20 protein-coding genes are annotated in these 26038 nt (G+C 38.1%); 17 read left to right on the forward strand and 3 right to left on the reverse strand.

Annotated elements, in window-relative coordinates:
* Positions 1–98: 98 nt before the first annotated feature.
* The 8 genes from IGI80_RS03880 (at position 99) to IGI80_RS03915 (ending at position 4993) form a co-directional block, all read left to right on the forward strand.
* Positions 99–992, forward strand: a complete 894-nt coding sequence (locus IGI80_RS03880; protein WP_016615838.1) for an SDR family oxidoreductase — start codon at positions 99–101, stop codon at positions 990–992.
* 12 nt (positions 993–1004) lie between these two features.
* Complete coding sequence (gene amaP, locus IGI80_RS03885; protein ID WP_438722701.1) at positions 1005–1577, forward strand: alkaline shock response membrane anchor protein AmaP; 573 nt, start codon at positions 1005–1007, stop codon at positions 1575–1577.
* Between the two features lie 12 nt (positions 1578–1589).
* A complete protein-coding gene (locus IGI80_RS03890) occupies positions 1590–1781 on the forward strand; it encodes a DUF2273 domain-containing protein (protein WP_002356087.1) in 192 nt (63 codons plus the stop codon).
* Between the two features lie 12 nt (positions 1782–1793).
* Complete coding sequence (locus IGI80_RS03895; protein ID WP_002383483.1) at positions 1794–2306, forward strand: Asp23/Gls24 family envelope stress response protein; 513 nt, start codon at positions 1794–1796, stop codon at positions 2304–2306.
* 58 nt (positions 2307–2364) lie between these two features.
* Positions 2365–2925: an Asp23/Gls24 family envelope stress response protein gene (locus IGI80_RS03900; protein ID WP_002356090.1), complete on the forward strand. Its 561-nt coding sequence runs from the start codon at positions 2365–2367 to the stop codon at positions 2923–2925.
* Between the two features lie 23 nt (positions 2926–2948).
* Positions 2949–3191, forward strand: coding sequence for a GlsB/YeaQ/YmgE family stress response membrane protein (locus IGI80_RS03905; RefSeq protein ID WP_002356092.1), 243 nt, complete (start codon positions 2949–2951; stop codon positions 3189–3191).
* 366 nt (positions 3192–3557) lie between these two features.
* A complete protein-coding gene (locus IGI80_RS03910; RefSeq protein ID WP_002356101.1) occupies positions 3558–4793 on the forward strand; it encodes an MFS transporter in 1236 nt (411 codons plus the stop codon).
* A 20-nt stretch (positions 4794–4813) separates the two neighbouring features.
* Positions 4814–4993, forward strand: coding sequence for a hypothetical protein (locus tag IGI80_RS03915; RefSeq protein WP_002381345.1), 180 nt, complete (start codon positions 4814–4816; stop codon positions 4991–4993).
* Between the two features lie 155 nt (positions 4994–5148).
* On the opposite strand, the gene IGI80_RS03920 is transcribed toward IGI80_RS03915, so the two are convergent.
* Positions 5149–6633, reverse strand: a complete 1485-nt coding sequence (locus IGI80_RS03920) for a helix-turn-helix domain-containing protein (protein WP_002396762.1) — start codon at positions 6631–6633, stop codon at positions 5149–5151.
* On the reverse strand, positions 6627–8114 hold the full coding sequence (locus IGI80_RS03925; RefSeq protein WP_002381348.1) for a helix-turn-helix domain-containing protein: 1488 nt from the start codon (positions 8112–8114) through the stop codon (positions 6627–6629). Before IGI80_RS03925 ends, IGI80_RS03920 begins: the two co-directional genes overlap by 7 nt.
* A gap of 710 nt (positions 8115–8824) precedes the next feature.
* On the opposite strand from IGI80_RS03925, the gene fss1 reads away from it, so the two are divergent.
* From fss1 to IGI80_RS03960, 7 genes are all read left to right on the forward strand, one after another.
* Complete coding sequence (gene fss1 / locus IGI80_RS03930) at positions 8825–14923, forward strand: fibrinogen-binding MSCRAMM adhesin Fss1 (protein WP_438722703.1); 6099 nt, start codon at positions 8825–8827, stop codon at positions 14921–14923.
* A 273-nt stretch (positions 14924–15196) separates the two neighbouring features.
* Entirely contained in the window at positions 15197–16111 is a 915-nt protein-coding gene (locus tag IGI80_RS03935; RefSeq protein WP_002403939.1) for a diacylglycerol/lipid kinase family protein, read from the forward strand.
* 81 nt (positions 16112–16192) lie between these two features.
* Positions 16193–17698, forward strand: coding sequence for a helix-turn-helix domain-containing protein (locus IGI80_RS03940; protein ID WP_002359252.1), 1506 nt, complete (start codon positions 16193–16195; stop codon positions 17696–17698).
* Positions 17699–18042: 344 nt separating this feature from the next.
* Positions 18043–18282, forward strand: a complete 240-nt coding sequence (locus IGI80_RS03945; protein ID WP_002356115.1) for a hypothetical protein — start codon at positions 18043–18045, stop codon at positions 18280–18282.
* Entirely contained in the window at positions 18279–21374 is a 3096-nt protein-coding gene (locus IGI80_RS03950) for a glycosyl hydrolase family 28-related protein (RefSeq protein WP_438722705.1), read from the forward strand. Before IGI80_RS03945 ends, IGI80_RS03950 begins: the two co-directional genes overlap by 4 nt.
* Positions 21375–21550: 176 nt before the next feature.
* Positions 21551–22312: a formate/nitrite transporter family protein gene (locus IGI80_RS03955; RefSeq protein ID WP_002389593.1), complete on the forward strand. Its 762-nt coding sequence runs from the start codon at positions 21551–21553 to the stop codon at positions 22310–22312.
* A gap of 155 nt (positions 22313–22467) precedes the next feature.
* The gene (locus IGI80_RS03960; protein ID WP_002389711.1) at positions 22468–23253 is read left to right on the forward strand and encodes a hypothetical protein; all 786 of its coding nucleotides are present in this window, start codon (positions 22468–22470) and stop codon (positions 23251–23253) included.
* Between the two features lie 58 nt (positions 23254–23311).
* On the opposite strand, the gene IGI80_RS03965 is transcribed toward IGI80_RS03960, so the two are convergent.
* A complete protein-coding gene (locus tag IGI80_RS03965) occupies positions 23312–23992 on the reverse strand; it encodes a helix-turn-helix transcriptional regulator (protein WP_002356119.1) in 681 nt (226 codons plus the stop codon).
* Positions 23993–24249: 257 nt separating this feature from the next.
* Between IGI80_RS03965 and IGI80_RS03970 the strand changes: the two genes are divergently transcribed.
* A complete protein-coding gene (locus IGI80_RS03970; protein ID WP_002383466.1) occupies positions 24250–25356 on the forward strand; it encodes a PTS sugar transporter subunit IIC in 1107 nt (368 codons plus the stop codon).
* On the forward strand, positions 25343–26038 hold the full coding sequence (sdaAB, locus tag IGI80_RS03975) for an L-serine ammonia-lyase, iron-sulfur-dependent subunit beta (RefSeq protein ID WP_002387470.1): 696 nt from the start codon (positions 25343–25345) through the stop codon (positions 26036–26038). Before IGI80_RS03970 ends, sdaAB begins: the two co-directional genes overlap by 14 nt.

The following is a 26038-nucleotide window of genomic DNA, read 5'->3' on the forward strand; positions in this document are numbered from 1 at the left end:
TAATGAGTATTAAAAATATTTTTTTTATTTTATGTGCTCAAATATTTTTCAAAAAGAAAAAATTGTATTAAGGTAATAGTAGAAAGGGAGGAGATTTAATGACAGAACCAAACTTAAAAGACCCAAGAAAGTTATTTTATAGTGATGGATTTCCGCAACAAGATCAAGAAACTCCCGCATTACAGGACAAAATGGTCCCTAAACCAGATTGTGGGGAAGACAGCTATGTCGGAAATCACAAATTAGAAAATCGTCGGGTATTAATTACAGGCGGTGATTCTGGGATTGGACGAGCGGCGGCGATTGCTTTTGCTCGCGAAGGCGCAGATATCGCATTACATTTTTTCCCAGGTGAAGAAAAAGACGCCGAAGAAGTGGCGCACTATATACGAGAAGCTGGCCGAAAAGTCGTTCTTTTGCCAGCAGATTTAAGAGATAAACAGGCACCTGAAAAATTGGTTGCACAAGCTCATGAAGCATTAGGCGGCTTGGATACCCTTGTTTTAAATGCAGCCCAACAAATTTCCTGTGTTGCTATTGAAGAATTGCCAATGGAACAAGTGATAGACACTTTCCATGTCAATATTATTGCGATGTTTGGCATTGTCAAAGCAGCAGTGCCTCACTTGCCTACCGGAAGTAGCATTGTGACAACGACTTCCGTCCAAGCCTTTAATCCCAGTGAGCATTTGTTGGATTATGCAGCAACGAAGGCATCAATTGCCAACTTTACCGTTGGTTTAGCAAAACAACTGGCACCAAAAGGTATTCGGGTAAATGGCGTGGCTCCAGGACCAATCTGGACACCGTTACAGTTAGATCATGGACAACCAATTGAAGAGTTGCCAGAATTTGGGCAACATTCTTTACTGGAACGTGCGGGTCAGCCTGCTGAATTAGCCCCTGTTTATGTTTTCTTGGCGTCCAATGATGCAAGTTATGTTACGGCTCAAGTTTATGGCGTAACTGGTGGAGAAGCAATTAATCTTTAGGAGGGATGTTCCGTGAATAAAGTTGTTAAAATACTTTTGCTTCTAGGCTCACTGATTTTAATGGCATTATTTGGCGCGGTGGCCATCACCACTTGGTCAGCCGATACAGCTTGGCAACCACCAGATAATGTCCAATGGTTCTTGCAAGACAACGAGTACGCACGTCAAGCAATCTTTTGGGTAGCGCTGGTTTTACTAGGAATTATGCTCTTTCTCTTTTTATTCATTCTTTTATTCCCAAGAAGAAAAGGCACGTTTGAATTAAAAGAAGAGCAAGGAAAGTTAGTGTTACACCGTAAAGCCATCGGAGGATTTGTACGCTCTAGCTTGCAAGACAGTGACTTTCTGGAAGCACCAACCATTCGTGTAAAGGCGACAAAACGACGCATTAAGGTCAATGTTAAAGGCACACTGAAACGAACGGCAGATTTAATTGGACAAACAGAAGCTTGGTCAAAAACAATGGAAGAACGGCTTGCTCGTTTGGTGGGAACTGGTCACAAGATTACGATTGATGTTCATTTTGAAGATATTCAATCAATGAAACGACCACAACAACAGCAAACACAAGCACGTGTGGAGTAGGAGGGATGTACAATGGTTGAATGGATAAAACAATATGCCGTTCCGTTAATTGGTGGCCTAGTCGGCTTGGTTTTTGCAATCTTGTTTCTGTCAATCGGCTTCTTTAAAACATTGTTAGTGGTACTCCTGACAGGACTAGGTATTTGGCTAGGTTTGTATTTGGAACAGACAGGCATTGTCAAAAATTATTTTCATCATAAATAGGAGGTTTTGGCTATGGAAAATGCAAATGTATCGATTGTTAAAGGTGAGTTGACGTTTGAGGATAAAGTAATCCAAAAAATTATTGGCATTGCTTTGGAAGAAGTCGACGGTTTGTTAACTGTGGACGGTGGTTTTTTCTCGAATTTACGAGATAAAATGATTAACAGTGAAGATGTTACAACAGGCATTCACACCGAGGTCGGCAAAAAACAAGTCGCAGTGGATATGGACATTGTAGCCGAATACGGGAAAGATATCGAGACCATTTATGATCAAATGAAAGAGGTTATTACTCGCGAAGTCCAACAAATGACTCACTTGGAAGTAATCGAAGTCAATGTCAACGTAGTAGATATCAAAACACAAGCAGAGTACCAAGAAGAAAGTGAAACGGTCCAAGATAAACTTGGCAACGCCGCTGAAGCGACAGGTAGTTTTATGTCAAAACAAACCAACAAAGCCAAACATGCGGTAACTAAAGGCAAGACAAAAGTCAAAGAAAACACGGCACCTCGTGTTCAATAATTGGTTATTATTTTATTAAAAATAAAGCAATAATAGAAGAAACTAGGAGGAATGAACCATGAGTAACGAAAAATTCAATAATGTACCAAAACCAGCAGGAAACGGACCACACACACCAGAAGATCATGCAATCAAAGGTGAATTAACATTTGAAGATAAAGTCGTTCAAAAAATTATCGGTTTAGCCTTAGAAAATGTCGATGGTCTATTAACAGTCGATGGCGGCTTTTTCTCAAATATTGCTGAAAAATTAGTAAACACAGATAACGTCACAGCGGGTATTGATACCGAAGTTGGTAAAAAACAAGTCGCTGTTGATATGGATATCGTGGTAGAATACGGCAAAGATATTCAAGACATTTACGAAAAAATGAAAGAATTAATCAGCCGTGAAGTGAAAAAAATGACCCACTTAGATGTGATTGAAGTGAATGTTAACGTAGTCGATATCAAATCAAAAGAAGAATACGAAGAAGATAGCGAAACGGTTCAAGATAAAGTCACAGGCGCTGCCAAAAGTACCGGTGAATTTGCTTCTGAACAAACAGAAAAAGCAAAAAAAGCTGTGAATAAAGGAACAGAACAAGTCAAAGAAAATATGGAACCACGTGTAGAATAAACAGTTAAAGGGAGGAAACAATCATGGGCTTTATTTGGGCATTAATTGTCGGCGGGGTCATTGGGGCAATCGCTGGAGCAATTACTAAAAAAGGATCATCGATGGGCATTATTGCCAATATCATTGCAGGGTTAGTTGGTTCAACAATTGGTCAAGCCATTTTAGGCACATGGGGACCAAGCTTAGCTGGGATGGCTATTGTGCCATCGATTATCGGGGCAGTGATTTTAGTTGCCATCGTTTCATGGATTTTAGGACGAAAATAGAGAAAGTTTAAAAAAATAGGGCATAAGTCGTTTCGGCTTATGTCCTATTTTTCTTTTTCTATGTATGAGGAAGTTTCGTATGAAAAGTAAATTTTGAGCAATTAGCCAAGAGCTTATTTTAATTAAAATCATTAGTTATTTTGGCTTTTCAACAAAAATCAACAACATTTGTTGAAGTTATTTGTAGATAACGTTTATCATTCACAAATTTACATTTTTTTGTAACGGATATCTCGTATAGTAATAACTGCAAATGAATTTCAGAAAATTTTTTGATAAGTCATCAAAGTGAGGGGATAGCGGTCTTTTATTGAAAAATAGCAACACAAAATAAACAGAACAAAAGAGAGAGGAATTCAAAGAATTATGACAGAACAAACACCAACAAAGCTTTTGAATAAAGGCTTTATCAGTATTACAGTGATTAATTTCATTGTCTATCTTGTTTATTATTTATTAATGGTTATTATTGCGGTGATTGCGCAAGATAGCTTACACGCTACTTTAGGTCAAGCTGGTTTGGCCTCAGGAATTTACATCATCGGGACATTGCTTGCACGACTTTTCATGGGGAAACTCCTTGAACTGATTGGGCGCAAACAAGTCTTACGTTATGGGGCTTTGTTTTATCTTTTAACGACTGTTGCGTATATGTATATGCCAAGTATGGGCATTCTTTATCTGGTCCGTTTTTTAAATGGGTTTGGTTACGGAACCGTTTCGACAGCGACCAACGCAATTGTTACCGCCTATATCCCTAAAAACAAAAAAGGGGAAGGGATCAATTATTATGGTTTGAGTACTAGTTTAGCAGCCGGCATTGGGCCATTTATTGGGATGTTATTGTTAAATGTTTCCAACTTCCATGTCATTATTAACTTTTCAATTATTTTAATTTTGTTAACAACCATTGCTTGCTTCATTTTCCCAGTGAAAAATATTGAGTTAACACCTGAACATCGTGAAGCTTTATCTAAATGGAATTTTGATAGTTTTGTTGAAAAGAAAGTTTTATTTATTACATTTATCGCCTTTTTAATGGGTCTTGCTTATTCAAGTGTCTTATCTTTCTTATCTTCTTATGTCAAAGTAATCGATTTAGTTGACGTCAGCACCTTCTTCTTTATCGTCTATGCGGTCGTGATTACCTTAACACGTCCATCGACAGGTCGGATTTTCGATGTCAAGGGTGAACGCTACGTCATGTATCCGAGCTACATTTTCTTAACACTAGGCTTATTCTTATTAAGTATGACTACGTCTGGTTGGATGTTATTAGTTTCAGGTGGGTTAATTGGCTTAGGTTATGGTACTTTCATGTCAAATGGCCAAGCGGTTTGTCTTCAAGAAAGCCCAAGTCCTCACCGTATCGGGATTGCTTTATCGACTTATTTCATCGGTTTAGACCTTGGATTAGGGGTTGGTCCGTACGTTTTAGGTGAATTACGTAACTTTATGTCATTCCAACAAATGTACTTCTTAGCAGGCTGTATCCCAATCGTTTGTACTATTTTATATATGGTCTTCCACAAAGCTAAAAATGATGCCAAAGATTTGTCTCTTGAAACGATTGAAGAGATTGAACACGGCTCAGAACTATAAATGGACAAGGAGTGATTTCAATGCCTAACGATGAACGGATTTTAAACGTTTTACAACAAACACTAACGGAAATTCAACGCATGAACACGCGTTTAGCTAAAATTGAAACAGAGTTAGCCGATGTCGATCAACATCACGCGACTTTGGATCATTACTTGCAAGAGCTAGAATTGGTGACAGAAAATAACAACGTCATGTAAAATGAGTAGTTAGTAAATGAATGTTCTACGTTTCGGTATCACTAGAGTGGAACATTGAAAATTTTCGTAAAAAACGCCAAAAGGTAGCAGTTTTTCTGCTACCTTTTGGCGTTTTTTGTAATTTTTATCACTTAAAATGTTTCACGTGAAAACTTTTAAAAGTGGCGTGGACTTTGTTTGGTGACAATTTGTGTATTTAAATTTTCTAAGCTTTGCGCTAGTTCACCAATGCTAGCAGAAAAATCAACATAATAAGTGGGAACCGTTGATTTGACACTAACTTCTGAAAAGATATCTGTAATAATTACATCGAAAGGCTTTTCTGGTGAAGCGACAAAAATTAATTTTTTATCCACGGCTTTACTTAGCTTTTCATAAAGGGTATCTAAAATTAAATTACTTTGATTGGTCCTTACTAAGACACGAATCGGTGGTAAAGATTTCGTTTTCAATGTACAAAAAAGAATAAACAAGCAGTCAACTAACAATTTTTCATTGCCCATCAATGTCGGAAGCATTTCAATTGTAAGGCGCTTCACATCTTTGTAGAGACTTGGATTTTTTTGAAGTGCTTCTTTTAAAAAGCTTTCTTGCACAAATGGATTGGCAATCGTGACAAAGGTCTTAAAAAAGACACTTAAATTTTGGATAGAAGTATATAGATAAAGATACTCGTGAAATGTCAATTTAATTTGATAAAAAGACGTTAGTTGATAAATGATCTCTTTAATGGGTGAGCCTAATAGCTGGACCATATGCATCCGTGCTGCTGGAATTTCCAAGACATCTTGTGTGGCGTAGCTGACACTAATCGTCAATAAGAAAAAGGCAAAAAGGCCTTCTTTTTGTATAAATTTTGTTGGAACTTGGTGTAAGGCTTCTTCTTTAAAAAACAATTCAAATTCACTCAGATTAACAAAGGGATTAACAATCGCTTCTTCCTCCACGAAAGTTTCTTTGATAAAAAAGCCCTCTTTCCAACGCGCTAAAATCACAGCAGAAAAAATTAAGTCTTTTGTAAAATCTTGTGTTGTATTGAAAGAAACAGAGTGTTTTAAACGTCGAAAGAGACTATGGACTTCTTTTTTAGTAATCGTGTGCAACGGCCAATCCCCTTCAGAGTAATTGTTCCAAAAAAGCATCATAAAGAAAATCCGGATATCTTTTTCTTTGCCCACCAACACATTGGTACGTTTTAAATTGATTTCAATCTGATATTTTTGGAGCCATTGGTTTAATTGTCCAATTTTTCGTGTAAAGGTTGATGAAGAAATCTCTAGGACTTTTTCAAAATGTTTGCTATCAATTGCATTATGGTTAAAGGCATAGGTCAGTACTTGATACGCGAAACTTTTTTTTACAAAGTAGGGCATCAAAAACGACAGTTGGAAATAGGGTGCAAACCAAAATGTGATTTCTTTGGCATTTGCTGATAAAGAAAATAAGTTCTCCCAGCCGTTTTTTTCAATTTCTGTTTGGAGCAAAGCTACAGATTGTAGAATGGTATTTTGTTGCATTTTTAATTGAGTCGCTAAAGTAGAAATCGCCAATGTTTGTTCTTCTGCTTCACGACGTTCGAGTAACTCTTCTAAAAGAGCAAAACTTTTACGATAAGGTACATCAAGTAACCCTGTTAACATCCGATTCCCTCCAAACTGTTTTCCCCACGCAATTTGGCAAAATAAATTTTGCGAACTACTTGTTTTAGGTTATAGTATTCATCTAAATAAGGAACGGGATGCCAATAAAAAGTTTTACTGGCGTGAAAAAGCGGATTATTTTTGTCAGTAATGACTAAGTCAGGCACTTCTTGAATATGATTAACAAATTTCAAAGGAACATCGCAATAATTATTGATTTCCTTCGCTAACCAATTTTCTTGTATCTGATTAATAGATGAATGAAGTAAAATTTTAACAGGAATTTGTTTATTTAATAAAACACTCCGAATAATTAAAAAAATGGTTTCTTTAAATAACGCATCTAGTGGATGTTGTTTGTCAAAAGGCAAACGCTTTAAGAAATAGTTGGTTGTTCGTGAAACATTTGGGTATTGTTTTTCATACAAAGAGACATTAGCAACCTCATAGCTCAATTCCTCTTCCACAGGGAAATGAATCAGTCGTTCACTGGCATTGGATAAATTAACCAACAAAAAGACCACTTCTATTGCGCTTAAATCCAACTGTAATTGCGTACATTTTTCAAAAATCCAAGTAGCGTGTGGACTGTTATCCATTCCCATGATCGCTAAGTTGGCAAAGTTGATGGTTTCCATTTGGACCAGAGAGTACATCGTTAATGTGCTGAAGAAATCATAATAAAAATGAATCTCAGCTTGCCAAGTGTCAGGCTCTTTTTGTTCATCAATAAAACAATCATTCACTAATAGTTGGAATTCTGAATAAGGAAAGGCCAAATTAATAGCAGCAACTTCTGGATAATTGGTGATTGTAAAACCGGATTGATAACGGAGTAAACCTATGGACATAATTAATTTTAATTTGCGTAAATCAGTATATGTAAAGTAAGGGTAACGGTTTTTGATGATTTCAATGAAGTTCTGCAATTGTGCTTGATTAGTCTTAGATAGAAATGGTACTAGAGAAGTTCCTGAAATGAAGAATAAGGAATAAAAGAAACTGCGAAAATCTTTCTCGTTACCACAAATTTTTTCTCGTCTTTTTAAGTTTAAATAACAATTAAATCTAGCTAGATGATTATTTAAACGGTCACTGACTTGTTTAAAAATAGAAAAGTTAATAAAGTGCTCTTCACAAAAATCTTTGGCTGAAGTGTAGCGTTTTAAAAGTAAATCCAGGGCTAACATATAGGTTAGTGACCCGCGGACAACAGCTTCTTTCATTAACTCAATCGGGATATTTTCATCGGCAACTAATTCTATGGACTGTTGATTATTAATGATGCGAATATGTACATTTTCATGTGTATTGACTCGAGAAATTAACAAAGTTAATTGATTCAATAAATTGTTGATATTGTAATGGGAAAATTCATATTTTCGTCGGAGTACTTGCATGGGGACTTTTTCTTTACTGTCATACAAGTATTCAATTAGGGAAAGTAACTGAATTTCCTGTTTGGTTAATAAGTTATACATAATAACCACCTTTCTAATTGGTTATGATTGTTTGATTTTTCAGATAATACAGATAGGGCATTCTTTTCTAAATGACATTTGACAATTGCCAGTGAAAGAACTAGTTGTTCTTATGCTACTGTATCTATTCTTAAAAATCAAGAAGAACTGAATGTGTCAAATGGAAGAAAACATGGACAAAAAATGATAGAGCAAAAAATTATTAAGAAAAACAACCAGTTTATATAAAACATTTAAATAACAAAAATGATAATTTGAGTCTATTGATTTTTTAGCTTAAATAGCTTATACAAATAGGCTTTTTTGTCTGGTTAGTTCTTATGAAAAAAATTAAAAAAAACGGTATAGTGGAAGAAGGAATAGTAAAAATAAGAAAGGATAAGGACGTGTTTTCATAAAGATGAAAAGGGTTTCTGGGATTTCATCAACTTTTTCTATTTGGAGGAGAAGTTGTTGATAATTTTTGCTGAAAAATCTCGTTATACTCTTCTTATTCTTATAGAAGAGTCTATAGGAAAAAGCAGAAAATGAATCCGCATTCGAAGTAAGAGTGCGTTTTGAGGAGATAAAAAGAAAAGGTGTGTTGGCTGTCTGTTTTAGCAAGGAAGAAAGACAACAGAAGAGCACTCACTTATTTGGTTTAAAATAAAAAATTGGTACGAAGTGAACGTTCTCTTCTATGTGTCGTTAGTAGAGGAAGGATGAAAGAAATGAGAAAGAATGGTCCAATGGTAAACCGTTGGCTCTACGGGTTGATGTGTTTGTTACTTGTTCTAAATTATGGCACACCACTCATGGCTTTGGCGGAAGATGTTAACAGCGATGGCCAGTTAACGTTAGGAGAAGTGAAGCAAACCAGCCAACAAGAAATGACCTTAGCGCTTCAAGGAAAAGCACAACCAGTAACACAAGAGGTTGTAGTGCATTATAGTGCCAATGTGTCAATCAAAGCTGCACATTGGGCAGCGCCCAATAATACGCGCAAGATTCAAGTGGATGACCAGAAGAAACAGATTCAAATTGAATTGAATCAGCAAGCGTTAGCAGATACGTTAGTCTTAACGTTGAACCCTACAGCTACAGAAGATGTGACGTTTTCTTATGGACAACAGCAACGAGCGTTGACGTTAAATACTGGTACTGATCCGACAGAATCAACGGCAATCACGAGTTCGCCAGCCGCATCAGCGAATGAAGGTTCAACAGAAGAAGCATCTACAAACTCCTCTGTTCCTCGTTCGTCCGAAGAAACTGTCGCCAGCACGACAAAAGCGATAGAAAGTAAAACAACCGAGTCTACGACTGTCAAACCGCGCGTAGCAGGACCAACAGATATCAGTGACTATTTTACAGGTGATGAAACAACGATTATCGATAATTTTGAAGATCCGATTTATTTAAATCCTGATGGCACACCAGCAACACCGCCGTATAAAGAAGATGTGACCATTCATTGGAACTTTAACTGGTCGATTCCAGAAGATGTGCGAGAACAAATGAAAGCAGGCGATTACTTCGAGTTTCAATTACCTGGCAATTTGAAACCTAATAAACCAGGTTCAGGTGATTTAGTTGATGCAGAAGGAAATGTCTATGGAACCTACACAATTAGTGAAGATGGTACGGTTCGTTTTACCTTTAATGAGCGAATCACGTCTGAAAGTGACATTCACGGGGACTTTTCTTTAGATACTCATTTGAATGATTCAGATGGGCGGGGCCCAGGAGATTGGTTGATTGATATTCCTACACAAGAAGATTTGCCGCCTGTAGTGATTCCAATTGTCCCAGATACCGAACAACAAATTGATAAACAAGGCCATTTTGATCGAACGCCCAATCCTAGTGCGATTACTTGGACGGTAGATATCAATCAAGCGATGAAAGATCAAACAAATCCAACTGTGACGGAAACATGGCCAACAGGGAATACCTTTAAGTCCGTGAAAGTCTATGAGTTAGTGATGAATCTTGATGGAACAATTAAAGAAGTGGGTCGCGAACTTAGTCCAGATGAATATACCGTTGATAAAAATGGCAATGTGACGATTAAAGGTGACACCAACAAAGCGTATCGTCTTGAGTACCAAACGACGATTGACGAGGCGGTTATTCCAGATGGCGGCGGCGATGTGCCTTTTAAAAATCACGCGACGTTAACAAGTGATAATAATCCAAATGGGTTAGATGCTGAAGCAACTGTTACCGCCACATATGGCAAAATGTTAGACAAGCGCAATATAGATTACGACGAAGCCAATCAAGAATTCACTTGGGAAATTAACTACAACTATGGTGAACAAACCATTCCAAAAGACCAAGCAGTCATTACAGACACAATGGGCGATAATTTAACGTTTGAACCAGATTCTTTACATTTATATTCAGTGACGTTTGATGACAAAGGAAATGAAGTCGTTGGAGCAGAACTTGTGGAAGGAAAAGATTACAAAGTGGTAATCAACGGAGACGGTTCCTTTGCAATTGACTTTTTACATGATGTGAATGGCGCAGTCAAGATTGATTATAAAACCAAAGTTGATGGAATTGTCGAAGGCGATGTTGCCGTGAATAATCGTGTGGATGTCGGCACTGGTCAGCATTCAGAAGGTGATGGCACAGCCAGTCAACAAAATATTATTAAAAACACTGGTGCAGTTGATTATCAAAATTCAACGATTGGTTGGACGTTAGCTGTGAATCAAAATAATTATTTGATGGAAAATGCCGTGATTACGGACACATACGAACCAGTTCCTGGCTTAACCATGGTACCCAATTCGTTGGTTGTTAAAGATACAACCACTGGTGCTCAGTTGACGTTAGGTAAAGATTACATGGTAGAAATAACTCGTAATGCAGAAGGTGAAACAGGCTTTAAGTTAAGTTTCATGGGGGCGTATGCCAAAACAAGTGATGCCTTTTACGTAACCTATACTACCTTTTTCGATGTTACCGAGTTAGATGCTAACAATCCTGCATTGGACCATTACCGAAATACCGCTGCCATTGATTGGATGGATGAAGCAGGAAACAATCATCATTCAGAAGATAGTAAACCGTTTAAACCTTTACCTGCTTTTGATTTAAATGCGCAAAAAAGCGGTGTTTACAATGCCGTCACCAAAGAAATCACTTGGACGCTTGCGGTTAATTTAAGTAATAATCGTTTAGTCGACGCCTTTTTGACGGATCCAATTTTAGCCAATCAAACCTATTTGGCTGGGAGCTTGAAAGTCTATGAAGGCAATACAAAGCCAGATGGTTCGGTTGAAAAAGTGAAACCAACGCAACCGTTGACGGATATCACAATGGAAGAACCAAGCGAGAAAAACCAAAATACTTGGCGTGTTGATTTTCCTAATGATAGTCGTACGTATGTGATTGAATTTAAGACGTCTGTTGATGAAAAAGTTATCGAAGGTTCGGCTAGTTATGACAATACCGCATCTTATACAAACCAAGGTTCTTCACGTGATGTGACAGGAAAAGTTTCTATTCAACATGGTGGCGAATCAGTGAAAAAAGGTGGCGAATACCACAAAGATGATCCAGATCATGTGTACTGGCATGTAATGATCAATGGCGCCCAATCGGTTTTAGACGATGTGGTTATTACTGATACACCCTCACCAAACCAAGTGCTAGATCCCGAGTCATTGGTGATTTACGGTACCAACGTAACAGAAGACGGAACTATTACGCCAGATAAATCTGTTATTTTAGAAGAAGGAAAAGATTACACACTGGAAGTTACCACCGATAATGAAACAGGACAACAAAAAATTGTCGTTAAAATGGCCCATATTGAAGCACCTTATTATATGGAATATCGTAGTTTAGTGACTTCTTCAGCAGCGGGGAGTACAGACACGGTATCCAACCAAGTGTCAATTACTGGAAATGGTTCAGAAGTCGTTCATGGGGATGACAATGGCGATGTGGTCGTTGACATTGATCACAGTGGCGGGCATGCCACAGGGACTAAAGGCAAAATTCAGCTGAAGAAAACAGCCATGGATGGGACGACTATTTTAGCAGGCGCCCATTTCCAAATTTGGGACCAAGCTAAAACACAAGTCCTACGTGAAGGTACAGTAGATGCCACCGGGGTTATCACATTTGGTGGGTTGCCACAAGGGCAATACATTTTGGTGGAGACAAAAGCACCAGAAGGCTATACAGTTTCGGACGAATTAGCTAAAGGCCGAGTCATTACTATTGATGAAGAAACTTCAGCCGAAGGAGCACAACCAACCATTATTAAAAACGATGTCAATAAAGTATTTTTAGAAAAAATGGATGAGAAGGGTAAAAAGTTAGTCAATGCTCGCTTTAAATTAGAGCATGCCGTAACCACGCCGTTTACTCATTGGGAAGAAGTTCCCCTTGCGCCGGATCGAACCAACGCGAATGGCCAGTTAGAGGTGGATAGTTTAAAACCAGGGCTTTATCAGTTCACAGAAATCGAAGCACCGACAGGCTATCTTTTAGACACGACACCCAAACGGTTCATTGTGACACAAAACACGAGCGGACAAATTCGTGATGTTCATGTTAAAATGCTTAATTACCAAGGTTCTGCTGAACTAATTAAAAAAGACCAAGCAGGCAATCCATTAGCAGGTGCTGAATTTTCAGTCCTTGATACTACAGGACAAGCGGTTCGAGAACACTTAGTTTCGGATGCAAACGGAAAAGTCACAGTGACGGATTTAGCCCCAGGCAAATATCAATTTGTGGAAACCAAAGCGCCAGCAGGGTACCTTTTAAACACTGAACCAAGTGCTTTCACGATTGCAGCAAGCGATCGGGGCAAACCAGCAACAGTTATAGCAACGGCTAACTTTGTTAACTATCAAGGCGCAGCTAAATTAATCAAAAAAGATGTGAATGGACACTTATTAAGTGGTGCGACATTTAAAGTGCTTGATGCGAAGGGACAAACGATTCAAACAGGCTTGACGACAAATAGTCAAGGGAAAATTATTGCAGAGCACTTAGCCCCAGGTAAATATCGCTTTGTAGAAACCAAAGCGCCAACAGGCTATTTATTAAATACCGCGCCAGTCCCATTTGAAATTGCTGAGAAAAATGCTGGTAAACCAGCGGTCGTTGTTGCTAGTGACAACTTTGTGAATTACAAAGGGGCTTTCCAAATCGTGAAAACGAATAGCGCAGACCAACCATTAGCAGGTGCTGTTTTTGAACTATATGATCACAATAAACAATCATTAGGGATTACAGCAACGAGTGGCAAAGATGGCAAAATTATCTTTAGAGACTTGGCGCCAGGTACCTATTATTACAAAGAAATCAAAGCACCAAAATTACCAGATGGCGCAGATTATATTATTTATCCTGAATTAGTAAAAGTAGAAATTCGTGGTGATTTCAAAGGCGACCCGGAGATCTTCCAATTAGGGGCCTTCGCCAATTTCAAAGGACGCGCCGTCTTTAAGAAAATTGATGCCAATGCGAATCCACTTCCAGGAACGATTTTTAAATTGTATCGAATCGAAAACGGGGAAAAAATCTTTGAAAGAGAAGTAACTGCTGAAAAAGATGGTTCATTGGCTATGGACGATTTAGGCGCTGGTAGTTATGAATTAGACGAAATGGATGCAACGGATGGCTATATCGTCAATAAACAACCCATTTATTTTGTAGTGAAGAAGAATTCAAATGATAAACAACCACTAGATGAGTTAGAGTTTGTAAATTATCAAGCGGAAGTAATGGGACGTAAAGTCAACGAGCAAGGTCAAACCTTAGCGGGTGCAGTTTTTGCAATTTACAATGCCGATAAGCAGAATCAGCCCCAAGGTTCACCGATAACATTCTTGAATCGTGCAGGAGAAAAAGTTTCTGAAATAACAACGGATAAGACTGGCGAAATTTACGCTAAAGGGCTAAATGAAGGGCATTACGTTTTAGTGGAAACGAAAGCACCAACAGGCTATCTGTTAGACACAACGCCACATCCATTTGATGTAACCGCCCAATTAGGAAAAGAGCAGCCAATTGCTTTAGGCGATCTTATCAATTATCAAGGAACTGCTCAATTAACCAAAGAAAACGAAACAGGTGAAGCATTGGCAGGTGCGGTGTTTAAGGTCATTGATGAAACAGGGCAAACCGTAGATGGACAAACCAATCTGATGTCTGACAAGCAAGGCAAAGTCATTGCGAAAAACTTAGCACCGGGAACGTATCGTTTTGTGGAGACACAAGCGCCAACTGGCTATCTTCTTAATGAAACGCCAAGCGCAAGCTTTACGATTGCGAAAGACAACCAAGGCAAACCAGCCACTGTGGTACTTAAAGCACCTTTTATTAATTACCAAGGTGCTGCCAAGCTAGTGAAAATTGATCAGCAAAAGAATGCCTTAGCAGGTGCTGAATTTAAAGTGACAGATGCAGAGACAGGGCAAACTGTCGCTCGTTCATTACGTTCTGACAACCAAGGGTTAGTTCAAGTGAACCACTTACAACCAGGAAAATATACCTTTGTGGAAACAAAAGCACCGGATGGTTACCAACTGTCTAAGCAAGCTGTCGCATTCACTATTGCAGCAACAGCGAAAGACAAACCTGAACTCGTGGATGCGGGCACGTTTGTTAACGAGAAACAACCTTTATCCAAAAAAACAAAACCAAATCAGCCAACAACGAAACAAGCAGCTAGAGAGACAGGTTGGCTTGGTTTACCGAAAACCAACACACAAGTCAATTACTTCTTTGTCTTTATCGGCCTCCTGTTGGTCAGTTTGGCAAGTTGGCTCTTCTATAAAAAGAGCAAGAAATAAGCAAAAGCTATAAAAAAACAGGCCATCCGTTCTTTCGACGGATGGCCTGTTTTTTCATCTTAAGCTAATCAACTGAACAAAAGCAGCTCCTTCTTATTGACATTCTCAGGTAACCCTTCATCGCAGTTTAGCCTTTGAACAGAACTTACTGAGTTCTTGGAGCAAACCGCTTGTGCCTCAGCCTTTGTTTTTCGATGCTATCTTTAGGTATTTTGGCTAAAATATTGTACACTTTACATGTGCAAGAAATTTAGTTAGAGATATGAGGATAGAATGATGGAAAAGATGATGGTTTTATACAACGAAACTTCAGGAAGTAGTGAAAGTAAAGAGATTGCAGAACGCTTTAAAAAAGCTGCAGAAGCGAAAGGGGAAGCGGTTATTTTGCAACCTTCCAATCCAGACATTGATCCTGAAGAAATGCGGAAAAATGCCAAAGAAAATCAAGTGGGTGTCTTGGTCGTCATTGGTGGTGACGGGACCATTCATCATGCCGTTCAAAATTTTAAAGACACCATTCGTGACTATCAAATAGGGATTATTCCAGGTGGAACAGTCAATAATTTTGCGCGTGTGTTAAGTATTCCTTTGAAAGAAGAAGACGCCTTTGAGACCATTTTGGCAGGACAGACCACGCCAGTTGATTTTGGGATGGTAAATCAAGATGTGATGATTTCGACCTTAACGATTGGACTATTGGCGGACACAGCAGCAAATGTGACCCAACAGGAGAAACAAAAATATGGTCCTTTAGCCTTTACAAAGCAATTTTTCCGCTTATTAATGAAAAAGAAAAAATACAAACTAAAAATTGATGGCGATGAAAGACGTTGGCATGGCAAAGCCCAATTATTAACGATGACCATGACGAATTCTGCTGGCGGCTTTACCAATTTCGATGCCAATGCCACGCCAGATGACGGCGAAGTCCACATTATCATTTTACCTAAGTTAGTTTTTTACAAGTTTGTCTATTATTTACCTAAAATTATCAGAGGACAATTAAATGAAATTCCTGGTGTCGTGTATTTCTCTGGGAGTCAATTTAAAATTAGTGGCGAAAAAGACAAGAAAGTCCAAACACGAACAGATGGCGACCCTACCGATGATTTACCGATTAAAGTAACGGTGGAAGCTGGGGGACTCAACGTGTTTGTTCCTGAAACGTCCACATCTACGAAAGAATAAAAGAAACAACTGTTATTTTTTCGTGGAATAGATTTCTCATTTTGTGTACAATAGAACAGAAGAGAGGCAGTTGAGTGAACAGTGAAATGGGATGAATATGTTGATATATTCGATACAGATGTCGTTTCTAAAATTATTATTTTAAGAAACTTGCCAATTAATGAAGGCTGGATTGACATCAATGAGTTAGCAGAAGAATTACAATTAAACAAAAAATCAGTCAAAAAATACGTAGAACTTCTAAAAGATGACATTACGTATTATGCTGTGGATAATGATGCTTCTTTGGCTTTTGAAAAGGGGCATGGCTATCGCTTGAACTTGGCGTCCAGTCAAGCATTCCAGAAACTTTATACAGCAATTTTTCGGGATAGTTTAACTTATCAAGTAATGGAAGATTTATTCTGGGGTCGATTTAATGGAATTGTGCCAGCGACAGCAAAGTATCATACCAGTGATGCCACGATTCGGCGCTTGCTTAAAGGGTTTACAGAAATTTTAGCGCCATTGGGGTTAGTGATTAATAAAAGCACCTGGAAAATTGAAGGCAATGAAGCGTATTTGCGCCATTTTGCTTACACTATTTTTATGGACTTAATCCGTGATACTTGGCCTTTTGACTATATACAAGAAACGGAAGTCGCACAAACTGTCCAAAAAATGATGGCTTTTTTCAACGTAGAAGTTGCGGAAACGGTGATACGCCGAGTTAAATATATGGTCGCTATCTCAAAAGTCCGTAGTGCGCAAGGCGCCGAATATCGACCTTCAGCCGAGCAAGAAACTTATTTAGAAGGTAATAAACATTACCAAGCCTTTATAGAAGAAATGACAGCTACAACCCTTTTCCTTAACAAAAACGATTTAACTTTTGTGTACTTTTTCTTGTTAGCCAATGACCAATTTTATCAAGACGAAGCCACTGCACAAGCAATTTTAGCGCATTTTGATGAGTCTGAAGCGCCTGTTTATATGTTGACTCATTTAGTCCAACATTTCTTATTAGAAGAAATACACATGACGCCGCAATTGGAGAAAATTCGTCCGCAAATTTTTTATTATTTGTTTGCTACACATTTATTTGCCGAACTTTACTATGTCCAAAATGTGAAAATGTACAATGTCTTTTGGAATAAAGTTAAAGAAAAATATCCAGTTCTTTTAGAAGAATTAAGCCAAGGCTTAAATCAACTTTACGAACAAACAGGCAATGAATTATTTACAAATAAAGAATTTTTGGCTTTGCGTTATTCTAGTGTTTTGGCGCTTTCTAATGATTTAATTCATCGTGAACAAAAAATTGTTTTAGGGTTAAAATCAGGCTTGCCAGTACTGGAAGAAGAACGGGTGAAACTTTCGATTGAAAATAATTTTCGTCGGTTTTATGCATTGGAAGTCTTACGATACAGTGAAGCAAGCAAAGAAGAATGGCAAAATATTGATTTACTATTAGTGACTTCTTTGGCAGATGTAGAAACGGGCCATCCAGAGATCTTTTTACTTTCAAGTGAGTTAACGTTTGAGCAATATAATCGTTTGAACCAAAAAATAGTAAAAATTAACGAGAAAAGAACCACGTCACTTTAATAAAAAATCAAAAAAATGGGCTTTTTTGAGGTATATGTCCGATAAATTGTAAAAAAATTTTTCTAAAAAGTAAAAAAAGACAAGAAGAAAACGTCAATAAGTAGGTAATCAACACCTACTTATTGACGTTTTCTCGTTGTTTTTTAATAAATACTGCGTCAATTCTTCTGAAAATTATGTCAAAAAGGTACTTTTTTTGCTTTTTTTATCGTAAATAATAGATGATTAGCTATTGATAGTAAAGGAACTACTACTTTTTTTAACAGGCGGTTAAAAAATATTGAGGGTTCTCACAAGAATTTTTCTATATAATAGAAAGAGCAAGGGAAGGAAGGCGGGATAGAATGAAAAAACGGATGGAACAAATTGAAGAAATCTTAAGTTGTGAAGAAAATAGTGCCGGTGTTCGATTAAAGGAATTGGTTGAGGCCTTAGAATTAGAAGTCACAAATCAAAACTTGTTAAAGGTAACAAGTATCTTACATATGAATCCAAAATTCAAAAAAATTTATGCATACGAAGACAGTCGTGTTATTACGCTGTATCAACTTTTACAAAATAAGCCGTTGGAAGTAACGGAATGAAAAGAGGAAAACACATGAAGAAAACAATACTTATTCTTCTATTTGGTTTATTGACGGTGGTTGGTCTACCAATGGTGACTGAAGCGGCTGAACCAGTTGATGCAACAGATGCAACAATTTTTGGTGCGCAAGCGATGGTACCTAATAGCACAGAGGATCAAACAGATAAGTTACAGACATTACTGAGTCAGACAGCAAAGGAAGGACGGGCATTATTTTTACCACAGGGAAGTTATGCTCTGTCAAAAGATATTGCGATTTCTTCAAATTATCAATTAATTGGCGATACAACAGGAGCCACTATTTTACATAATGCTACAGGTGCACCGATTCAGCTAACAGACACAACGTACGGGACGAAAACCAATGTACGACTTCAAAATATTGCTTTTGATGGCATCAATGTGACCTTGAAATTGACGAATCAATTAACGCTAGCAAACAATATCTTCTATAATCCATTAAAAGGATTTGTGGTCAATTTAAATGCAGACATTGGCGTTAAGATTTCAGGCAATATTTTCATGCGAGACACAGCACACATGCAACCCAAGATTGATTTTAACCGAGCGATTTACATTGGTGGTTATTCAACACCAAGTCGCTTCCAGTATATGTCAGATGTAGACATCGTGGACAATCTATTTGGGTTAAAAGTGACAGAATTAGATGCAATTAAAAGTACCAGTCGTTCAGATTTAGCAGCGACTATTACACGTTTGCAAACAGCCATTGAAGCTGGTGCTATTTCAGTACCTAATGAACAAAATTATCTATCCACCGGGGTTAATTCTTTTAATATGCTGAAGGATGTAACTGTTCAACATAATTTTTTCTATTCACCTTATGATAATGAAGACTTGAATGGTCTGGTGGGAGATCATGCAATTTATTTCCGTGGTGCTCAAAACATCACGGTGGTGGGGAATCATTTACGTGGACTACAAAATGGTCCAGCTGGCGGATTTAAATTTAAATCAGGCCGTAATATTACGATTATGAATAATTATTTGCGAAATACAGGCCTCATTATGTATGGAACACCAGAGATTGGTTTGGCAGAAACGCAAGCAGAGGGTGCTATCTCAGAACTCTCTAACTGGTTAGTGGCTAATAACATTTTTGATTGGAAGTATTGGAACAATCAATATGCAATTGGAATGGAATACAATCGACATACAGGAAATAACAATGTGTTCAATGGCGTATTTATCAACAATCAGTTTGTTAACTACCATAATATTCCGCAAAATCGACGTCGGGAATTGTTAATCGCTAGTGGCGGTGGTTTCCGACCAGAAACGAGTTTTGTGAAAGACAATACTCGAGATGATGGCCTTAAAAACGGCCAATTATTGGTAGAAAATTGGACAGAGGCGGACTATCGCTTAATGCCAGCAACATGGGAATCATTAATTTCACCAACGCTTTATGAGCAATATAAAAATACGCCAATTCCGGTTAGAAATACTTTAGCAACCCCTGTGGCTACAACGATTGTGCAAGGACAATCAATCGATCCGCAGCAACTGGTTGCTAATACAAATGACGCGGATGAAGCAGTCCCAACTGCTAAAATCGTCAATCCAGAGGTTTTAAATGAAATCGGCCAACAAAAAGTGACTGTTCAATTAACTTATGAAACAGGGTCATTGGTAACAGTGAACGTACTGGTGACGGTAGAGGCCCCTGCAAAAAAGCTTGATTTGTCCCAGCTACAAACCGTTTATGCTTCGATTGGTGAAGCAAACCAATATACAGTTTACTCTTGGCAGCTATTCACTGCCATTGGGCCTAAAACGATTGTTCCTTCCTATTATCAGCAGGCGACACAATTGTTAGCAGAAGGTCAGGTGAGTGGGGACAAAACTCAAGAACAAGTGGATCAGTTAACAAGTAATTTGCAATCTGCAATGAAAGTATTAGTCAAAAAAGCCGATATCACGCTAGAGCGTACAGAAGCAGAAAATGAACTTGCAAGCGTTCATAAATTAGACGAATCTGTATATACCAAAGACTCTTGGCAAGCCATGCAAGAAGCCTTAATAGATACAACAACTGGCGAAGGAAGCTCTAAGCAGTTACAACAACTGCTTGCTTGGTCAGATGAAGAATTATTAGAGCCAACACTTGGTGGCTTTAAAACGCCTGCAGATGCACAAAAGCGTATTAACCAATTAACACAAACCATAAAAACGGCGTTACTTCTGTTAGTTGAAAAATCAACAGAGACAACTAGTAACACAAGCGAAAGCAGCACCTCAAGCACAACCAGTGAAACCAGTAATACCAGCGAAAGCAGCACGCCAAGCATGACAAGTGAGAGCAGTAGTACAAGCGAAAGCAGCACCTCAAGCACGACAAGTGAAAGCAGTAGTACCAGCGAAAGCAGCACGCCAAGCATGACAAGTGAGAGCAGTAGTACAAGCGAAAGCAGCACCTCAAGCACGACAAGTGAAAGCAGTAGTACAAGCGAAAGCAGCACGCCAAGCACAACCAGTGAAACCAGTAATACCAGCGAAAGCAGCACGCCAAGCACGACAAGTGAGAGCAGTAGTACGAGTGAAAGCAACACGCCAAGCACAACCAGCGAAACCAGTAGTACCAGCGAAAGTAGTACCTCAAGTACGACAAGTGAAACAAGCAATACAAATGAAAGCAACACACCAAGTACAACCAGTAAAACAAGTAGTACCAGCGAAAGTAGTGCTTCAAGTACGACCAGCGCAACCAACAGTACAAGTGAGAGTAGCACCCCAAGCCCTGTAAACGAAAGCAGCCAAAACAAAGGCCAGAATTCTGTCATTTACGCGGTAGAGTCTAATCAAGATCCTAATGACGCTCAAAGTAATTCAAAGCCCTCTGCCAAGGCTAGTCAAACAAAGGAATCAGTAGCAGAAAACCAAGCAACTAAACAGATACAGACAAATCAAGAATCGTCAGGAACAGTCAAAAAAGCGGATAATACGACCAAAATTGCCAAGAAAAAATTCCCCAAAACAGGGGAACAATCTTCAACAGTTGTGAGCTTCCTAGGCCTGAGCTTTTTATCGTTAGCCATAGCAACCTATTGTTTTAAAGTGAAAAGATAACTCTTTAAAAACGGATAAGTAAGCATCCTGAAACAAGAAATAGGACTTGTTTCAGGATGTTTTCATATAAAATTAAAAGAACTACAGTTTTTAGTGAAAAAATACACAAAAGTACTTGAATTTCTGTGATATAAGGGTAAAGTAAAGGAGGACAAAAAACAAAGGAAGTGAAATGTTTGTATACACCAGATGAAATTTTAAGTATTAGTATTGAAAATGGTCAGAAAAAAATTCAAAAGCCTTTGGTAGCAAAACTCATTTTAGGATTTATCGGCGGTGCCATGATTTCCCTCGGCTATTTGGCTTATGTGCGTGTTTCCGCCTCTATTCCAGCAGATTTAGCCAGTGTTCAAGCTTTAGTGGGAGCTGCGGTTTTCCCAATTGGTCTAATTGTTATTTTAATGGCTGGTGGTGAGTTAATCACAGGAAATATGATGGCAGTGAGTACGGCTTGGTTTGCTAAAAAGGTCTCTTTCAGAGAATTACTCGTGAACTGGGTCACAATTACATTGGCAAATATGGTTGGCGCCTTATTTGTTGCCTATTTTTTTGGTCATTATTTAGGTTTAACCAGTAGCGGCGCCTATTTAAATCAGGTTCTTTCTCTTGCAGAACATAAAGTTGCAGCAACTTGGCTTCAAGCAATTATTTCAGGTATTGGCTGTAACTGGTTCGTAGGTCTGGCCTTATGGCTTTGTTATGGTGCGAAAGATGCGGCGGGGAAACTATTAGGCATCTGGTTTCCAGTAATGATTTTTGTTGCAATTGGCTTTCAGCATAGTGTGGCGAATGCATTCATCATTCCAGCCGCAATTTTTGAAGGCGGCGTTCAGTGGGGAGACTTTTTCCGTAATTTTATTTTTGTTTATTTAGGTAATATCATTGGTGGCGCCATTTTTGTTTCTGGCTTTTACTATTTAAGCTATCGCAAACATTAAATCCATTTAGCAGATAAAAACCTACACAAAGGCTAAATGCCTTTGTGCAGGTTTTTTCTTTTTAAACAAAAAGGAAAACGGTTGAAAAATTATTGCTAGATTTTTAAAACAATGTTACATTAATGTTACAAAAAGATTTCTGGAGGTAACGAAAAATGAAAAAAATTGCTTTGTTCAGTATATTAACGTTCAGTGTATTGTCTTTAAGTCTAGCAGGATGTGGAAACAAAAAAACAGCAAGCACAAATGATTCTAAGCAAAAGCAAGAAACAAAGAAAGCCACGCAGAAATCCTCTAGCCAACAAGAAATGAAAAGTAGTCATTCGTCTGTCGCGGGTCAAAATTCTAATGTGACAGGGGAAAATCCGTCAGAAAATGCCACGCAGACTTCTGCAGGAACTGATGAAACGAATGAAGTCCCTCAAAACCAAGCACCTGATACAAACATTACAATTACCAATGTTGTTTTCAATCCTGAAAGAAATGAAATTAATGGTACTACATTACCTAATGCAACCATTACAGCAACGGTAGTCGGTGATGCTTCTGCACAAGCAGGTGTTTTTTATGCGGATGCCAATGGCAATTTTACAGTAATTAGTCCCAGAGCGGGAGCGACTACTCAATTAATCGCAACCGTTGATCAACGGAATAGTGTACCTGTCCAAATTGATATTCCAAGTTCAGGACAAGAAGCAGCGCTTTCTTTTAGCAATATTACGATTGATCCGAAACAAGGGACAATTTCTGGTAAAACAGCACCGAATGCAACTATTTTAGTGTCACGTGCAGATGATGCGCGGGTGATTTTAGCAAGTTTTACTGCGGATGCCCAAGGGAATTTCACAGCCAGTAATTTAGTTCCCGGCACAAAAAATCGCTTAGACGTTACGTTAAATGGAGAAATAGGGACACCTTACTTGTTTGATTTACCAAATTAAAATAGAAGAGAAGTGATCAAAGCCACCAACGCTAGTTAGCGTTGGTGGCTTTGATGTTTTAAGCTTCTTCTTTTTTATGATTGCGGATATGTAAATAGATGGTATTTTTTGAAATACCTAATCGATCGGCAATCTTTATGACAGAATCTTTGAGATTAAAAATTCCTTGATCATATAAACGAATAACAATTTCTTTATTTTGATTCAAATGTGATACATTTGGATCGCTTTCTACTGCTTGTTTTACTTTTGTCAGTGAAGTAGTGATTAATTCGTCAATATTGTCAGAAAAATGTTCAGAATTTTTAAGCTCTTGGGACATATCATTTTGTTGTCCTGAAGGTAATAAGTCTTGCAAGTAATCAATTAATGGCATTTCTAAATGCATATTGATACAGATCAATCCAATAATACGATCATTTTCACCGATAACTGGAATGGTGGAAGATTTTAAAATAACCCCTTTTTGATTTTTATTGTAGTAGGGTTTCACAGCGTAATCATGTTCCGACTCTACTTGACTTAACATTTTTAACGCCATATCAGTAATGGGGGCACCTTCCTTGCGGTTACTGAAATGGCCATTGATGACTTTGATAGCTGAACTTTCCAAATTTTCTAAACTATGAAGAATGACTTCATGGGTACTACCAAAGAAGTTCCCTAATCCATCAAGCATTAAGGCATGTGAATGTAAGATTTGTTTATCTACTTCACTTAAACGTAAATATGACTCCAAGTGATATCCTCCCCCTACACTGAAATTAATTTTAGTGTAATACTTTTTTAATGGAAAAGCAATAAGATTCTTTACGTTAAAAAAATACATTGACTAAACTTTTGTTTAGTCGTATACTCTGAATGTGGAATGAAATTTTTGTTACTCATTGTACTTTAGTTCATCGGAATGCTCGCTCATTCTTTCACTTGTTGAGCAATAAAAATTTTATTCAGGAGTACCATCCGTTATAAAAAAATATAGTTGGAGGCAAAGAAATGAAAACGTTATCAGGAATCTTGATGTTAGTCTTAGTTTTATGTGGCATGTCCCTATTCTCTTTTAAAGCACCGCGAGGGAAAAAATCTTTAAGTGCTTTGTCTGGTGCAGCTTGTGCCACCTTTCTACCAGAGGCGTTTTTGCGATATGCAGTAGGCGGCGTTTTTCATTTAGATTATGTGTCGCAAATTGGTGAAACTATGGGTAGTCTAGGTGGTTTAGCAGCTGGAGCTCTTGTGCCGCTCGCTTTCGGGATTAGTCCAGTTTTTTCAATTATTTTAGGTCTGTCATTGATTAAAGTCAGCTTGTTACCAGCCTTTATTACCGCATATCTTTTATCTTTTGTTGTTGAGCAGATGCAAAAACGTATTCCAGAAGGGATTGACTTATTAGTCGTTATTTTAGTCATTCCAGTCGCTGCTTCGTTAGTTGCTGGTTTTATTCAACCCGTTGTATTAGGTGTCCTAGAAGTTATTGGGGGCACGATTTTAAGTGCAGTAGATGGCAATCCATATGTGATGGGCGCAATTTTAGGTGCTATTATCCCGATTGTTGGTATGACACCGTTAAGTTCAATGGTTTTAACTGCCTTGATTGGTTTGACTGGTGTACCAATGGCTGTCGGTGCGTTGACTTGTTACGGCAGTTCCATTGTCAATGCGGCGCTATTTAAAAAGTTAAAACTAGGCACAGCTTCAACCCCGTTAGCTGTGGCAATTGAGCCATTAACACAAGTCGATATCATCAGCTCCAATCCAATTCCTATTTACGCAACGAATTTATTTTCAGGAATGGTTAGTGGTATTGTAGTGACTTTCTTTGGCTTAAAAGTACCTGTGACAGGAATGGCAACGCCGTGGGCTGGTTTACTTGTGACATTAGGTAACAATGCCATTCAAACGACTTTACTAGCAGTAGCGATTATCACAGTGGTCAGTCTGATGTTTGGATTTTTAGGTGCGCTGGTCTTTAAACGTTACAGAATTGAAGCGGTGGATAATACACCAGAATTTGAAGGAACGACGGAAGTAACCAGTGAAAAAGAAAAAGAAGCAGTAAAAACCAAAGGAGGAGTTACGTATGAACACAGCTATGGCCATCAATAAACCTAAAAAAGTGAACAAAGTAATGAACTACAAAAGTTGTTTTGACATTATCGGTCCTATTATGATTGGTCCTTCTAGTTCGCATACAGCTGGGGCCTTAGCGATTGGCTTAGCGGCAAGAAAGTTATTCGGCGGAACACCAGAAAAAATTGTGATTAAATACTATGAATCTTTTGCAGACACGCATAAAGGACATGGAACTGATTTTGCAATTATTGGTGGAATTCTTGGATTAGCAGCAGATGATGCCAACGTAACACAATCCATTGAACTTGCGGAAGAACAAGGAATCGAGATTCAATTTTTAGAAATGAGTGAAGAAAGTCCAGTGAAGCATGCTAATACAGCATGTGTGACACTCAGTGATGCAACGCACGAAATTCATTTAACAGGAATTTCTGTAGGTGGCGGCACTATCGAGGTGAAATACATTGAATTAGACGGTTTCAATGTCCAACTACATGGTCCTTTACCTATTTTGTTAGTCATTAATCAAGAAGAGCAGGCGATGCAAGCTTTTAAAGATACGTTACAAAAAAATAATATTCAAGTGAATGCTGTGTCTCGTTATGTGGAAGGGAATCAAATTTTATTCATCTTTGACTTAGATTCGGCACCAATTTCCTCGGTGAAAGAACAATTGTTTTCACTAGATGACACATCGAAAATAATCTTATTATGA

The organism is Enterococcus sp. DIV1420a, assembly GCF_051712165.1.
Classification (GTDB): Bacteria; Bacillota; Bacilli; order Lactobacillales; family Enterococcaceae; genus Enterococcus; species Enterococcus faecalis.

Bases quoted from the DNA above. Each gene is read 5' to 3' on its own strand.
- IGI80_RS03935 (WP_002403939.1), top strand. From the start codon at position 15,197: ATGATGGAAAAGATGATGGTTTTATACAACGAAACTTCAGGAAGTAGT.
- IGI80_RS03950 (WP_438722705.1), top strand. From the start codon at position 18,279: ATGAAAAGAGGAAAACACATGAAGAAAACAATACTTATTCTTCTATTT.
- sdaAB (WP_002387470.1), top strand. From the start codon at position 25,343: ATGGCCATCAATAAACCTAAAAAAGTGAACAAAGTAATGAACTACAAA.
- IGI80_RS03945 (WP_002356115.1), top strand. From the start codon at position 18,043: ATGAAAAAACGGATGGAACAAATTGAAGAAATCTTAAGTTGTGAAGAA.
- IGI80_RS03920 (WP_002396762.1), bottom strand. From the start codon at position 6,633: ATGTTAACAGGGTTACTTGATGTACCTTATCGTAAAAGTTTTGCTCTT.
- IGI80_RS03900 (WP_002356090.1), top strand. From the start codon at position 2,365: ATGAGTAACGAAAAATTCAATAATGTACCAAAACCAGCAGGAAACGGA.
- IGI80_RS03880 (WP_016615838.1), top strand. From the start codon at position 99: ATGACAGAACCAAACTTAAAAGACCCAAGAAAGTTATTTTATAGTGAT.
- IGI80_RS03915 (WP_002381345.1), top strand. From the start codon at position 4,814: ATGCCTAACGATGAACGGATTTTAAACGTTTTACAACAAACACTAACG.
- IGI80_RS03905 (WP_002356092.1), top strand. From the start codon at position 2,949: ATGGGCTTTATTTGGGCATTAATTGTCGGCGGGGTCATTGGGGCAATC.
- IGI80_RS03970 (WP_002383466.1), top strand. From the start codon at position 24,250: ATGAAAACGTTATCAGGAATCTTGATGTTAGTCTTAGTTTTATGTGGC.
- IGI80_RS03890 (WP_002356087.1), top strand. From the start codon at position 1,590: ATGGTTGAATGGATAAAACAATATGCCGTTCCGTTAATTGGTGGCCTA.
- IGI80_RS03960 (WP_002389711.1), top strand. From the start codon at position 22,468: ATGAAAAAAATTGCTTTGTTCAGTATATTAACGTTCAGTGTATTGTCT.
- IGI80_RS03895 (WP_002383483.1), top strand. From the start codon at position 1,794: ATGGAAAATGCAAATGTATCGATTGTTAAAGGTGAGTTGACGTTTGAG.
- fss1 (WP_438722703.1), top strand. From the start codon at position 8,825: ATGAGAAAGAATGGTCCAATGGTAAACCGTTGGCTCTACGGGTTGATG.
- IGI80_RS03925 (WP_002381348.1), bottom strand. From the start codon at position 8,114: ATGTATAACTTATTAACCAAACAGGAAATTCAGTTACTTTCCCTAATT.
- IGI80_RS03910 (WP_002356101.1), top strand. From the start codon at position 3,558: ATGACAGAACAAACACCAACAAAGCTTTTGAATAAAGGCTTTATCAGT.